This is a genomic window from Burkholderia sp. 22313, assembly GCF_052045245.1.
In the GTDB taxonomy this organism is placed as follows: domain Bacteria; phylum Pseudomonadota; class Gammaproteobacteria; order Burkholderiales; family Burkholderiaceae; genus Burkholderia.
Window position 1 is genome coordinate 1 of sequence record NZ_JBQEON010000063.1, and the last position, 13,192, is coordinate 13,192.

At 63.3% G+C, this 13,192-nt stretch carries 13 protein-coding genes; 8 read left to right on the forward strand and 5 right to left on the reverse strand.

The features are described from left to right. Position 1: 1 nt before the first annotated feature. Together ACTJKF_RS30935 and ACTJKF_RS30940 are read right to left on the reverse strand one after the other, a co-directional pair. Positions 2–787 (reverse strand): 3-hydroxybutyrate dehydrogenase, encoded by a 786-nt coding sequence (locus ACTJKF_RS30935; RefSeq protein ID WP_440628886.1) that lies wholly within the window; start codon positions 785–787, stop codon positions 2–4. A gap of 61 nt (positions 788–848) precedes the next feature. Then, entirely contained in the window at positions 849–1,589 is a 741-nt protein-coding gene (locus ACTJKF_RS30940; protein WP_440628887.1) for an acetoacetate decarboxylase, read from the reverse strand. A 455-nt stretch (positions 1,590–2,044) separates the two neighbouring features. On the opposite strand from ACTJKF_RS30940, the gene ACTJKF_RS30945 reads away from it, so the two are divergent. After that, a complete protein-coding gene (locus ACTJKF_RS30945) occupies positions 2,045–2,626 on the forward strand; it encodes an undecaprenyl-diphosphatase (RefSeq protein ID WP_440628888.1) in 582 nt (193 codons plus the stop codon). Between the two features lie 39 nt (positions 2,627–2,665). Here ACTJKF_RS30945 and ACTJKF_RS30950 read toward each other — a convergent pair whose 3' ends face one another. From ACTJKF_RS30950 to ACTJKF_RS30960, 3 genes are all read right to left on the reverse strand, one after another. Beyond that, the gene (locus ACTJKF_RS30950) at positions 2,666–2,890 is read right to left on the reverse strand and encodes a hypothetical protein (protein WP_440628890.1); all 225 of its coding nucleotides are present in this window, start codon (positions 2,888–2,890) and stop codon (positions 2,666–2,668) included. Positions 2,891–3,009: 119 nt separating this feature from the next. Next, positions 3,010–3,831, reverse strand: a complete 822-nt coding sequence (locus ACTJKF_RS30955; RefSeq protein ID WP_440628892.1) for a siderophore-interacting protein — start codon at positions 3,829–3,831, stop codon at positions 3,010–3,012. 37 nt (positions 3,832–3,868) lie between these two features. Continuing rightward, positions 3,869–4,582, reverse strand: a complete 714-nt coding sequence (locus tag ACTJKF_RS30960) for a PadR family transcriptional regulator (RefSeq protein ID WP_440628894.1) — start codon at positions 4,580–4,582, stop codon at positions 3,869–3,871. 736 nt (positions 4,583–5,318) lie between these two features. On the opposite strand from ACTJKF_RS30960, the gene ACTJKF_RS30965 reads away from it, so the two are divergent. From ACTJKF_RS30965 to lipA, 7 genes are all read left to right on the forward strand, one after another. Further along, positions 5,319–6,764: an APC family permease gene (locus tag ACTJKF_RS30965; protein WP_440628896.1), complete on the forward strand. Its 1,446-nt coding sequence runs from the start codon at positions 5,319–5,321 to the stop codon at positions 6,762–6,764. Positions 6,765–6,947: 183 nt separating this feature from the next. Next, positions 6,948–8,108 (forward strand): MFS transporter, encoded by a 1,161-nt coding sequence (locus ACTJKF_RS30970; RefSeq protein WP_440628898.1) that lies wholly within the window; start codon positions 6,948–6,950, stop codon positions 8,106–8,108. A gap of 239 nt (positions 8,109–8,347) precedes the next feature. After that, on the forward strand, positions 8,348–9,334 hold the full coding sequence (locus ACTJKF_RS30975; RefSeq protein ID WP_440628899.1) for a threonine ammonia-lyase: 987 nt from the start codon (positions 8,348–8,350) through the stop codon (positions 9,332–9,334). 51 nt (positions 9,335–9,385) lie between these two features. After that, complete coding sequence (locus ACTJKF_RS30980) at positions 9,386–10,453, forward strand: DUF4392 domain-containing protein (RefSeq protein ID WP_440628901.1); 1,068 nt, start codon at positions 9,386–9,388, stop codon at positions 10,451–10,453. Beyond that, a complete protein-coding gene (locus tag ACTJKF_RS30985; RefSeq protein ID WP_440628903.1) occupies positions 10,450–10,923 on the forward strand; it encodes a RidA family protein in 474 nt (157 codons plus the stop codon). The genes ACTJKF_RS30980 and ACTJKF_RS30985 overlap by 4 nt, the downstream gene beginning before the upstream one ends. A 100-nt stretch (positions 10,924–11,023) precedes the next feature. After that, positions 11,024–11,917 carry a LysR family transcriptional regulator gene (locus ACTJKF_RS30990; protein ID WP_440628905.1) on the forward strand — a complete coding sequence of 298 codons (894 nt, stop codon included), beginning with the start codon at positions 11,024–11,026 and terminating at the stop codon, positions 11,915–11,917. A gap of 298 nt (positions 11,918–12,215) precedes the next feature. Continuing rightward, on the forward strand, positions 12,216–13,192 hold a 977-nt coding region (gene lipA / locus ACTJKF_RS30995; protein WP_440628907.1), incomplete at its 3' end, for a lipoyl synthase.

Here is a 13,192-nt window from a genome sequence, read left to right on the forward strand (position 1 = left end):
GTTACTGCATGAACCAGCCGTGGCTGACGACGAACGACTGGCCCGTGAGCGCGGCGCTCGGGAACGCCGACAGGAACAGCACCGTCTGCGCGACGTCCTGTACCGTCGTGAACACGCCGTCGACCGTGTTGCCGAGCATCACCTTCTTGATCACGTCCTCTTCGCTGATGCCGAGCTCCTTCGCCTGCTCCGGAATCTGCTTGTCGACCAGCGGCGTGCGCACGAAGCCCGGACACACGACGTGCGAGCGCACGTTGTGCTTCGCGCCTTCCTTCGCCAGCACGCGCGCGAGGCCCAGCAGCCCGTGCTTGGCCGTCACGTACGCCGACTTCAGCGGCGACGCCTCGTGCGAGTGCACCGAGCCCATGTAGATCACGACGCCGCCGCGATCGTCCTTGTACATGTGCTTGAGCGCGGCCTTCGTCGTCAGGAACGCGCCGTCGACGTGGATCGCCTGCATCTTCTTCCAGTCGGAAAACGAATAGTTCTCGATCGGGTTGACGATCTGGATGCCCGCGTTCGACACGAGGATGTCGATCGAGCCGAATGCGGCGGCCACCTTGTCGATGCCGCTGTTGACCGCTTCCTCGCTGGTCACGTCCATCGCGACGCCGATCGCCTTGCCGCCTGCCTTGTTGATCTCGTCGGCAACCGCGTTCGCGCCGTCCTGGTTCAGGTCGGCGATCGCGACGGCCGCGCCCGCTTTCGCGAGCTCCAGCGCGATTTCCTTGCCGATGCCGCTTGCGGCGCCCGTGACGACTGCGGTCTTGCCATTCAGGTTGCTCATTTCGAATTTCCCGTGGTGAAAGGATTGACAGGGAGAAGGAACTGCGGACGTGTTACCGGGGTTACTGAGCCAGGTAATCGTAGACGACTTCGCCGAGGCCGAGTGTCAAATCGGCGACGATATGGCGCGCCTCGACGATCTCGAGCACCGGCAGGTCGGCCACCGGCGCCAGCGCATGCGGTGCCAGCTCGAGCGACGCAGGGCCCGTCCACGCGCCCTTCATCTTGATGTCCTGCATGTAGTAGCGCACCAGTTCGCACACGCGTGCGGTGCCGTCGACGTGCGGGATGATCTTCAGCAGGAAGTTCGGGCCGGCGAGACGTTTGGCCTGCTCGTCGATGTCGAGTTCCTTGTGCTTGTAGCCCATCGTGCCGGTCGCGACGCGCACCTTGCCGTAGTCGAGCGTGCCCAGGATGTGATCGGTGTTCACGTGCAGCGTGGGCGACGCGAGCTTCTTCGGGAAGCCCCACAGCTCGCGGCCGCCGGCGATCGGCGGGTGATCGTCGAGATACATCGCGAGCGTGTAGCCGCCGGCCTGGCCCTTGTATTCGACGGGGATCACCTGGCCGCTTTCGGTGTAGTCGCCGAAGCCGGTCGAATCGGCCATGCGAATGAATTCGTAATGCACGAGCGGCTCGGTGATTTGCAGCGGCTCGGGGACAACCTCGCGCAGACGGTCGGGATCGGTGCGATACGTGATGATCAGAAACTCACGATCGACGAAACGGTACGGGCCCATCGGGAAGGCCGGGCTGGTCAACGGCATCGCAAACGCTTTCGATCGGACATCGCTGGGTTTCATGCGGACTCCTTGTTGTTGATCGCTTCGTGGATGAGTGGTCGTAATCGTATGCCTGTGCGTTGCCGTTGTGCGATGCCGCATCTGGAATTAATTGTTGCCGATTTCGAATTATTTGCCGTGTAAATATTGAGATGAACGGCACAAACGGCGGGGATGGCACCCGGCGGCCCGATGGTCGCATGCGTCGATGACGCCACGATGTGAAAAAGGTGAGCCTTTACGGGATAGTCGGTGAGGCTTTACGGGAGACAATCGTGCGGGGATGTGACAATTGTGTGAACTTGTGTTGCAGTGCAGGCTCCAAGTGCGTTCGCGCGCGGCGCACGGGCCCGGTTCCGAGCACGGATCCCCGGTCGCCCGGCGCATTAAGCAACGCTTAAGCGAGTGAGCACTACCATCGTTCGCATCCGACCGGCCCGCCCGGTCCAATCATTACGCCCGACGCAACCGAATTCATGCAGAACCTCAATCTCACCCTGTTTTCCGCCATCAACGCTGGCGCCGCGCCGCACCCGGGCGTTGCACGCTTCGCGATCTTCGCCGCCGACTGGCTCGTCTATGCATTGCCCGTGATGCTGCTGCTGACCTGGATCTTCGGCGAGCGCCCGACGCGGCGCCAGGCGATCGAAGCCGGCGTCGGCACCTGCGTGGCGCTGGTGCTCGCGCAGGTCATCGGGCATTTCTGGTTCTCGCCGCGGCCGTTCATGGCCGGCGTCGGCACGCAACTGATTCCGCATGCGCCGGACAGCTCGTTCCCGAGCGATCACATGACGTTCGCGTGGAGTCTCGCGGTCGGCATGATGCTCGCCGGCACCACGCGGCTCACCGGGTTCGTGATGGTTGCGATGGCCGTCGCGATTGCATGGGGGCGTGTGTATGCCGGCGTGCACTGGCCGTTCGACATGGCCGGCGGCGTGCTGGTCGGCACGGCCGGCGCGCTGGCCGCGCACCTGTATGGGCAACGCGTGGTCGAGCTGCTCGAACGCATGGGCGACGTCGTGCACGCGGTGATGATGGGGCACGAACGTACGCACTGAGCGGGCAAGCGACGCGGGAGCCGTGCAGGCCGGATGCCGTCAACCGGGCGTCCTGGCCGCTTCGGCGGACGTGGACGTGCCGCCGCCCGCTTCGTGAAGTTCGGGCGTTTCGCCCGGGTGCCGGGTGCTGTCGCGTTCGAGAGAACTTTCCTTCAGGATCGCGCACATCGCGACGAACAGCGCGAGCACGACGGCCGCCAGGCCGCAATAGCCGGCGATCTTCAGGTTGCGAAGGAAAGGCGAAGCGTGGCTTTCTTTTGTCATGACCGGGCGCTCCTGGGCAGGTTGCGGCGGCTGTCGCCCGACAGCGGCGTCGCAGACATACATATATACCAGCCCCACCGCCGATGCCAAGCCCGCCGATGCGCGGGCGCCCGTTCGCGTCAGTCTTCCAGCGTTTCATGCACGGCCGCCGCGCCGCGCTTCCAGTAGGCTGCCGCGCGGATGCGCGACTTGTCGATCCCGCGCTCGCCGGTCAGGTGCTGGCGCACCGCGCGCATCGCCTGCGCTTCACCTGCCGCCCACACGTAACCGTCGCCGGACGACGGCAGCGGCAGCTCGCGCACCGCGGTCAGCAGCACGTCGCCGTCCGCCGCGTCGGCTTCGGCGCGAAAGCGCCAGATTTCATGCACGTCCGCACGCGTATCGAACGCGATTTGCGCGGTGCGATCCGCGACTTCCAGCACGACCGCCACGCGCGCGCCGGCCGGCAATTGCTCGAGACGCCGCGCGACCGCCGGCAGCGCCGTATCGTCGCCGATCAGCAGATGCCAGTCGAAATCGATCGGGACCACGAATGAACCGCGCGGGCCGCCGATGCCGAGCCATTGGCCGACGCGTGCCTGCGCCGCCCATTGCGATGCGGGGCCCGGATGGTTCAGCACGAATTCCAGATCGAGTTCGCAGGCGGCGCGGTCGAAGCGGCGCGGCGTGAAGTCGCGCGCGACCGGCTTCGGCTCGCCTTCGGGAAACTCGGGGCCGTTCGCACCGAGCGTCGGCATCGCGGGCCGCTCGGCGCCGGGCGGCGGGAAAAACACCTTCACGTGATCGTCGAACGACGACGATTCGAAATCCGCGAGGCCGGGGCCGCCGAGGGTGACGCGCAGCAGGTGCGGCGTGACCGTGTGCACGCGCACGACCTGCAGCTGGCGGAACTTGAGGGTATGGCGCACGCGGGTAACGGCGCGTTCGGATGCGTTCTGCATTGATCCGTTCTCCTTGGGGTTCGACGGGCGGCGCGGATTACACGCCGGTGCCGCCTTCGATCTCGGCTGTCGCGCGGCGCATGATCGCCGCAATGCGCCGCTGTTCGTCGGCATCGGCGGCGCTCTTGTGGAGCAGCGCCCGCTTCAGCGCGAGGCGCGCCTCGACGAACTCCGGCAGCCAGCCGGGTTGGGTTTCGTCCTGGGCTTCGCTGCCCGCCGATTCGCCGGCGAACGCGCGACGCATGAATTCCATCTTCCGCGCGAGATGCGTGAGGCGCGCGAACAAGGTATCGACGCGTTCGCGCTGCGCATCGAGATGCGCGCGGCCGGCGTCAGTCAGCGCATAGCGCTTGCGATTGCCTTCCGCCTGCGACGCGACGAAGCCGACTTCCTCGAGATACGTGAGCGCCGGATACACCATGCCGGGGCTCGGGCTGTAGAAACCGCTCGAGCGCGTGTCGAGCGCCTTGATCAGTTCGTAGCCGTGGCTCGGCTGCTCGGCCACCAGCGCGAGCAGCAGCAGCTGGAGATCGTCGGAGCTGAACTGGCGGCCGCGCGGCATGCCGTCGTCGCCGAAATCGCCGAAGCCACCGCGTCCGCCACGGCCACCGAACGGGCCGCCGCCGCCGAACGGGTCGTGGCCGCGGCGGTGGCGGCCAATCGCGTGCAAGACACCGGCGAACCAGTCAGGGCCGGCATGCGCACCATGACCGTCGCATCGGGCATGGCCGCGGGAGGGGGTGTGTCGCATGATCGTGTCCTATGTATCGAAAAACATATCTAAAGATATATATCGAAAGATAGAGTGTCAAGGAGGATTAATGGGGGCGGATGTCCGTGGGCGGGCATCTGGATTTGCAGAAAATTGGCCGTCTTCGCAGTATTTGCTGTCGTCTTTGAGGATCCCGTTGATCTCCCTTCCCGGCGATGTGGTCCGAGCCGACTTCAACGGAGATGCGATCGGCGCTTTCAATGTGAAGGATGCTCGACTGTCGCGAGTGCTTTGGTTCTCGTGTTATTTCGCAGGTCGTAATAAAAAAGTCGTAATGGGTGTTCGACCTTTCGTTCACCTGCCGGTGCCGGCAAGCGCGTCGGAATCCAGACCGAACTCACATGGCGGATAACTCGCCACTGATCAATTTTCCCGATCAGGCCAAATCGCGAATCGCAATTGGACCTCTTGAATTTGGAGGTGGACGATCGTTTCACTTGCTGTTCATAAAAGATGTCTTGAAGCGAAATCGTGAGACCAATGCAGCGAAAAGACAGACAAATACCCGTCGCAGCTGCACTGCGATCCTCGATGGATCTTGCTGCGCGTCATCCCTGATGTGCTGCGCAATCCCTGCAACGAATTCAACAAGACATTGCAGGCGTGACGAGTCGAGTGGCAAGTGGTGCTTGCACGCGCGAACGAACGCTCCCAGGTGTTTTCGTGCGACGAAGATTCACATAACGACGGAGGTGGGACGGAGATGGAGATGAACATGCAAGAGATTCGCGTCAGCGAGTCTGCACCCAAAAAGCTGTCCGGAAACATGGGGCCGATCGGGCTCGCGCTGATGGTGCTCGCGTTCTCGGCACCGTTGACGACGGTATCCGGTTACATCCCGTTCGCGTTGATGTTCGGAGGCGTGAGCAGCCCGATCCTGTTCGTCGTTGTGACGATCGTTCTTCTGTTCTTCTCCGTCGGCTACGTGACGCTCAACAACATCGTCAAGCGCCCGGGCGACTTCTATGCATTCGTGAGTTTCGGCATCGGGAAGTCGACCGGCCTCGGCTCGGGCATCCTCGCAGCGGTATCGTATTTTTTGCTGCTTGCCGGGGTGACGTCGTTCTTCGGCGTGTCCTGTTCCGATCTCCTTCATGAGACGACCGGCGCCGTTCTCCCTTGGTACATCCCCACGATCGCGTGCTGGATGGCCTGCGGGATCCTGAGCTATCTGCATGTCGAGTTGTCGGCGAAAGTGCTGACGTGGATCATGTTGCTCGAGATCGCGGTGTGTCTCGTCTTCTCGTTCTTCGTGCTGGCGAAGGGCGGGGCGGCGGACATCTCGGCAGCCGCGCCGTTTGCGCCGAGCCAGCTGTCGAAGAGCGCGAGCGTGCCGTTCTCGGTGCTGTTCATCGTCGGCTTCTTCATGGGATTCGAGGCGACCGCGCTGTTCCGGGACGAAGTCCGGATGCCCGATCGGACGATTCCGGTAGCCACTTATGGTGCGGTCATCTTCATCGGTGTCGTCTACACGATTTGCGCGTACGCGTTGATCATGGCCTATGGGTCGCATGTCCAGGACATCGCGACCAAGACTCCTGCCGCCATGTTTCCCGACGCCTTCTCGAAGTTCGTCAGCGGTCGTCTCCATGTCGTGATCTCGCTGCTGGTACTGACGTCGGCCTTCGCATCGGCGCTGTCAACGCAGAACGTCCTGGCGCGCTACATGCATAACCTCGGCACCGACGGCGCGCTGCCGCGATTCCTCGGCAAGGTTCATCCGAGGCACGAGTCGCCCTATCTCGCATCGATCACGGTGTCGGTGATGGTGCTTTGCGTGCTGATCCCCTTCATCGCGATGGGCGCCAAGCCGGATCTGCTCTATGGGCAACTCTCCGGAGTCGGGACGTCGGGGATCGTCGTTCTGATGGGCATCGTCAGCATCTCGTCGTTGGTCTGGTATGCCAGAAGCGGCAGGCACCAGGGCGTCAGCTTCTTCAAGTCGGCCGTCGCCCCCGCGATTTCCTCGGTGTTCTTCATCGCGCTCGTGGTGCTGATCGCCCAACACTTCGACGTGCTGGCCGGTGGCGATCCGGGGCAGTACGTGTGGATGTTCTACTGCCTGATTGGCGTACTGCTCGTCGGTATCGCGCTGGCGCAATATTTCAAGTACCTGCGCCCGGAGATCTTCGAAAGACTTGGCCGCAGCCACAAGGACTGAATCGTTGAACGACCGGGGCGGACATGTTCCGCCTCATCCTGGGTCGTTTCTCCTTTGATCCCGCGCAATCGTCGGGATCTTTTTTTATTTTCCGGCTCGTCGTTCGTCAGGCCGCCAGTAACGGCCGACGTAGAAACGTCACGACCGGTTTCTCACCATCCATTCATCCAGAAGGCGTCCGATTTGTCGGACGCATCCCGAACCATGGTCGTTGAGACTGCACGCGATAACAACAAACGCGCCGCAACACGCGCATCATTTTTTCTCGCCGGCATCAGCGTCGCAACGTGGGCGCCTCTCGTCCCTTACGCGAAAGCTCGGCTCGACGTTGACGAAGCGAAATTCGGCTTTCTGCTGCTGTTTCTTGGAATCGGTGCCGTTGGATGCATGCCGCTCTGTCAGCGCGCAGTCGAGCGGTTTGGCTGCCGGAACGTCATCGGTGCGGGCGCCGCGATGATTTGTGCATCGCTTCCGCTCCTTGCGACGCTGTCCGGCATGCCGGCGATGGCCGTCACGCTGTTGATCTTCGGCGCCGGCCTGGGATTCGTCGACGTTGCAATGAACATCCAGGCCACGCTCATCGAGCGGCAAAGCGGGGAGCAGCTGATGTCCGGCTTCCACGGCCTGTTCAGCGTCGGCGGAATCGCGGGCTCGCTGGCAGGCGGATCGCTGCTGTCGGCCGGAGCGAATCCGCTCGGTGTGGCGGGCGCGATGGTGGCCGTCATCGCCGTGCTCATGTTTCGCTATGCGCGATACCTGGAGTCGGCAGGGCCGGGCGAGCGAACGGCCTCGGTGTTGATCCTGCCGCAGGGGATCGTGGTCTTGATGGGGGCCATTGCGATCGGTTGCTTTCTCGTCGAAGGGGCGATGCTCGACTGGAGCGCGCTGTTCCTGACATCCGTGAAGTCGTATGCGCAGGATCGCGCGGGCTTCGGCTATACCGCGTTTGCGGTGACGATGGCAATCGGTCGCCTCCTCGGCGACATATTGATTACCCGGCTCGGCCCGCGTGCGGTGATCGTATCGGGCGGGATCGTCGGCGCGGTCGGGATGGGTGTCGCAATCGCCGCGCCGTCGGGCACGGGAGCGATCGTCGGATTCGCGATATGCGGGATCGGGTGCGCGAACATCGTACCGATCCTGTTTGCCGCTGCCGGGCGGCAAAAGGCAATGGACCCGTCGGCCGCCATTTCGTCGATTACGACATTGGGCTATGGCGGCAATCTCGTCGGGCCGGCAATCGTCGGCTTCTTCGCCCATGCGATCGGTTTGCATCTCGCATTTGCGCTGCTCGCGGTGCTGCTTCTGCTTGCCGCGTTCGGTGGCCGGAAGATCGAATCCTGACCCGTACGCGGGCGAACCAGGCCGGTCGCTCGATTCGGCGAACCGACCGTTACCGCATCCCGTCGTCGGCATGGCTTTCATGTGTCGGACCATGACCTCGACCGGCGCGTCGAGCGTGCGTTCGACGCGTGTCACCGATTGATTACGCATTTCGATCAGTGATCATTTTTGTTCTTCATTGGATCGAATCGGTCGAGGTTGATGTAATGCGCTGACGTCTTTCAACGTGAGCGAATGCCATGACCGATCTCTCATCCGGCGATTTTTCGGTCGCCGACATCGAAGCCGCCTATGTGCGCATCCTGCCGTTCGTCGTGCGAACGCCCCTGCTCGAGAGCGACGTGCTCAACCGTGCGACAGGCGCCCGTGTGCTCGTCAAGGCGGAAAGCCTTCAGAAGACGGGGTCCTTCAAGTTCCGGGGCGCATGCAATCGCGTGCTGCAAATTCCGGCTGCATTGCGGCCAAAAGGTGTGGTCGCCTTCTCGTCGGGCAATCACGCGCTGGCTATTTCGGCGGTTTGCGCGCGGTTCGGCATGCCGGCCACCATCATCATGCCGGCTGATGCACCCAAGGCAAAAATCGAAGGTGCGCGGGCCTACGGTGCGACCGTACGTCTCTACGACCGGCAAACGGACGACAGGGAAGCAATCGGCCGGGACATCGCGGAGCGCACAGGCGCGGTGACCGTTCCCCCCTACGACGATCGTCAGGTGATGGCCGGCCAGGGCACCGTCGGTCTCGAGATCGTCCAGCAAACGCAGGCCCTGTCCGTGGTCCCTGATGTGGTTCTTGCGGCCGCCAGCGGTGGGGGACTGGTCGCCGGGGTTGCGACGGCGATCAACGCGTACTGCAGGCAAGCGCGCCTCTACGCTGTCGAGCCCAAGGGGTTCGACGATCACGCACGATCGCTTGCGAAAGGCGAGCCAGTTGCCAATGCCGCGGGCGCCGGATCCATCTGCGACTCCCTGCAGGTCGCATCTCCCGGCAAGCTGACGTTCCCGATCAACAAGCGGCTGCTGGCCGGGAGTCTCGTCGTCGACGATGACGAGGTGCGTCGGGCGATGCGCGTGGCGTTCGAGACACTGAAGCTCGTCGTGGAACCCGGTGGCGCAGTGCCGCTCGCGGCGGTACTTGCCGGGAAGCTCGACGTAGCCGGAAAGACCGTCGTGCCGGTACTGAGCGGCGGTAACGTGGACCACGACATCTTCGTCAGTGCGTTGGCCTGACCGTCCGGCATTCATCGACCCAGAGCGCATTTCTGCCAGGAGGCAATTGCCATGCTGCAGCAAGACAGCAAACAGTATCAACGCGTCGCGCGCACGATCGACGAATTCATGACGCTCGACTACACGGGTGTCGGGCTCATCGGCAACCTCTACGAGGCGCTGCAAAAGCGGCAGCCCGGATTCGCATGCATGGGCGCGGCCGAGCGAATCGTCGAGGCGGTAAGGCGACAAGGCGGCCCGGTGCTCATCGCCACGGGATTCCCCGAGGGCGGCGGGGCACCTGAAACCGACGGTCCGGTGGGCGCTGCGCTGATGGCGCGCGCATTCTTCCTGGGCCTGGGGGTGCCGACCGTCATCGTGATCGACGAGGACTGGGAGGCGATGATGGTGCAGACCTGCCGCGGCGCAGGGCTGGCGCCGATGCCGTTCCCGGACGATGGCGTGGTGAAACGGATCGAGTACTTGCGGCCCGTCTACATCCGGACCGTCCCCAAGGACAAGGACGGCAGTCATCGTGTTTCTGATGATCTGCTCGAACGCACCCGGCCCAGCGTGATGATTTCGATCGAGCGTCCCGGTTGCAATGCGCTAGGGCTCTACCACGGGCTGGGCGGCCGTCCGCTCGACGGGCTCGTCGCCGACCTCGATTACCTGTTTTATCAAGGCAGGGCGCGCGGCATCCTGCATATCGGCGTGGGCGATGGGGGGAACGAACTCGGCATGGGGGTAATCGCGGCAGATCTGCCCGCGTTTTCGCCGAAGGCCGCGTCAACCGGTGTTGCGGGGCGAGGAGGCGTTGCGGCGGTCAATGCGGCTGATCACCTCGTCGTCGCGAACGTGTCGAACTGGGGGGCGACGGGCATTATCGCGGCGCTGTCGGCGCTGCTGGAGAACCCTGTCGTGTTTCATGATCCCGAACTCGAGATTCGCTGCATCGAATGCTGCGTCAATTCAGGCGGGGTGGACGGCATGTTCATGGCCCCCGAGCCCGCGGTGGACGGCATCGGCGCGCTCGAATGGGAGGGCTTGCTTCGTACGCTTCGCGCGAGTGTTCGACGCATGCTGGGCGACTCGATCAACTGGCAAGGGGAGCGCGGAGACTGGAGGCAATTGAAATGACGGACAAGACCTCGATCGACGTGCGTCTCGCCGAACTGGGCCTCGAACTGCCGCCTGCGAGCGTGCCGCGCGGTAGCTATCTGCCTGCAGTGCGGTCGGGAAACTACCTTCAGATAGCGGGGCAAGGACCGCGTCTGGGTGCCGATCTTCTTTATGCGGGAAAGGTGGGAACCGACCTGAGTGTGGAAGACGGGCAGCGCGCCGCCCAGCTCTGCGCCCTCAATGTCTTGAGCCACGTCGGACGAATGCTGGACGGCGATTTTTCGCGCGTCGTTCGCATCGTTCGCGTCGCTGGCGTCGTGCAGTGCGATGCTGACTTCACCGAGCACGCGAAGGTACTGAATGGTGCTTCCGACCTGTTCTTCGCCGTGCTCGGCGAAGCGGGCCGGCACGCCCGTATCGCGACCGGCGCCAATTCCTTGCCATCGGGCATGGCGGTGGAAGTGGAAGCGACCGTAGAAATCGCCTGATGCCGGCATGTGTGGATTGCCGGGCGTCGGCCGATCGAGACGGTACGAAACCTGAAGGGAGAGAGGTGAGCATGCAATACGTTCGACGTGAACAGAACAGATGATCAATCTGAAAAGCCTCGAAACCTTCTACTGGGTCGCAACGCTCAACAGCTTTCATAAGGCGGCGACCAAGCTGCACACGACGCAATCCGCGGTGTCGCACCGGATTTCCGGCCTGGAGGACGATCTGGGTGTGCTGCTGTTCGAACGCGCGGCGCGGACCATCCGGTTGACACCCCGCGGCCGGACTCTGCTCGAGTATGCGGAGCGGTTCCTGGCGCTCGAGTCCGAACTGATTTCGGCGATCGCAAGCCCTCAGACGCTGTCCGGTGTGGTTCGTCTGGGTGTTGCCGAAACGATCGTCCATCTGTGGCTCACCGAGTTCATCGAGCGTGTGCATCGCGAACATCCGCGTATCGTCATCGACATCGTGGTCGACATCACGCCGGCGCTTCGAGACGCGCTCAAGTCCGGCGAGATCGACATGGCGTTTCTGTTGGCCGGGCCCGTGGTGGATCCCGATTTTGTCGAAGCGCCCTTGTGCAGATATCCGGTCGACTTCCTCGTGTCTCCTGATCTCGATGTCGGCGACAGCCCTTTGACGCCGGAGACCCTGGCGCGCTTCCCGATCATCACGCTGCCGAAGCGGACGCATCCGTACATCACGCTGAGGGACGCCATTGCGACGCGGGACAAGCCTTCTCCGCGCATCTTCGCGAACGGGTCCCTGTCGACGATCGTGAAGATGGCGGTCGACAGGATCGGCATTGCCGTGATGCCAGGCGCAGTCGCGCGGCACGAAATCGAGGCGGGCTCACTCGTCGTCAAGGAATCGACGCTCACGCTCGACGATTTCGTATTCAGTGCGGCATACGCCCGCGGACTCGACGTTCGCATCTACGAAATCCTGACCGGATTGGCGCTCGTCGCGGCTGCGTCGGCACCCGGGTAGACCCGAATTCCGACGCCCGACAGCACGGCGAGATTAACGGGGTTGTATCAGAAAAAAGCCAATCGCCTTTGGGCGCTTGGAGATTTTTATCATCCTTTGGGTGGACGAGGGACGCGCGCGTCATTTCTAGAATGAAATCAATTGCCGGCACACGGGATATGACCGTCCGGCTTGATGCGATTCGCACGTTGCGCGCTCTTCGATGGGGGTTCAGTGAGGAGCGGCACGGCAATCGACTCGACCGACAAATAGGCTGTTGACCACCGGCTTTCCCAAGCAAGCCGGACAGGAGGCGAACATGACCGATGCGAGCCCGGAGAAGACGGTGGCCTCGACGAGCGCGTCGGTGCGCTACGACGCTTCAGAAAAGCAGAAGGCACAGGCCAAAACGGCGCGCATTCCGATCAAGATCGTTCCGATCGAGCCGCTTCGCAAACCACGGTGGATCCGCGCCAAAGTCGCGACGCCCAACGCACGCTTCAACGAGATCAAGACGATCCTGCGCGAGTACAACCTGCATACCGTGTGCGAGGAAGCGAGCTGCCCGAACATCGGCGAATGCTTCGGCAAGGGCACCGCGACGTTCATGATCATGGGCGACAAGTGCACGCGCCGCTGCCCGTTCTGCGACGTCGGCCACGGCCGTCCCGATCCGCTCGATGCGGATGAACCGAAGAACCTCGCACGCACGATCGCCGCGCTGAAGCTCAAGTACGTGGTGATCACGAGCGTCGACCGCGACGACCTGCGCGACGGTGGCGCCGCGCACTTCGTCGAGTGCATCCGCGAAGTGCGCGAGCAGTCGCCGGAAACGCGCATCGAGATCCTGACGCCGGACTTCCGCGGCCGTCTCGACCGCGCGATCTCGATCCTGAACGCGGCGCCGCCGGACGTGATGAACCACAACCTCGAAACGGTGCCGCGCCTGTACAAGGAAGCGCGCCCGGGTTCGGACTATGCGCATTCGCTGAAGCTGCTGAAGGACTTCAAGGCGCAGCATCCGGACGTCGCGACGAAGTCGGGCCTGATGGTCGGCCTCGGCGAGACCGAAGAGGAAATCCTGCAGGTGATGCGCGACCTGCGCGCGCACGACGTCGACATGCTGACGATCGGCCAGTACCTGCAGCCGTCCGAGCACCACCTGCCGGTGCGTGCGTACGTGCATCCGGATACGTTCAAGATGTACGAGGAAGAGGCGTACAAGATGGGCTTCACGCACGCGGCCGTCGGCGCGATGGTGCGCTCGAGCTATCACGCCGATCTGCAGGCGCACGG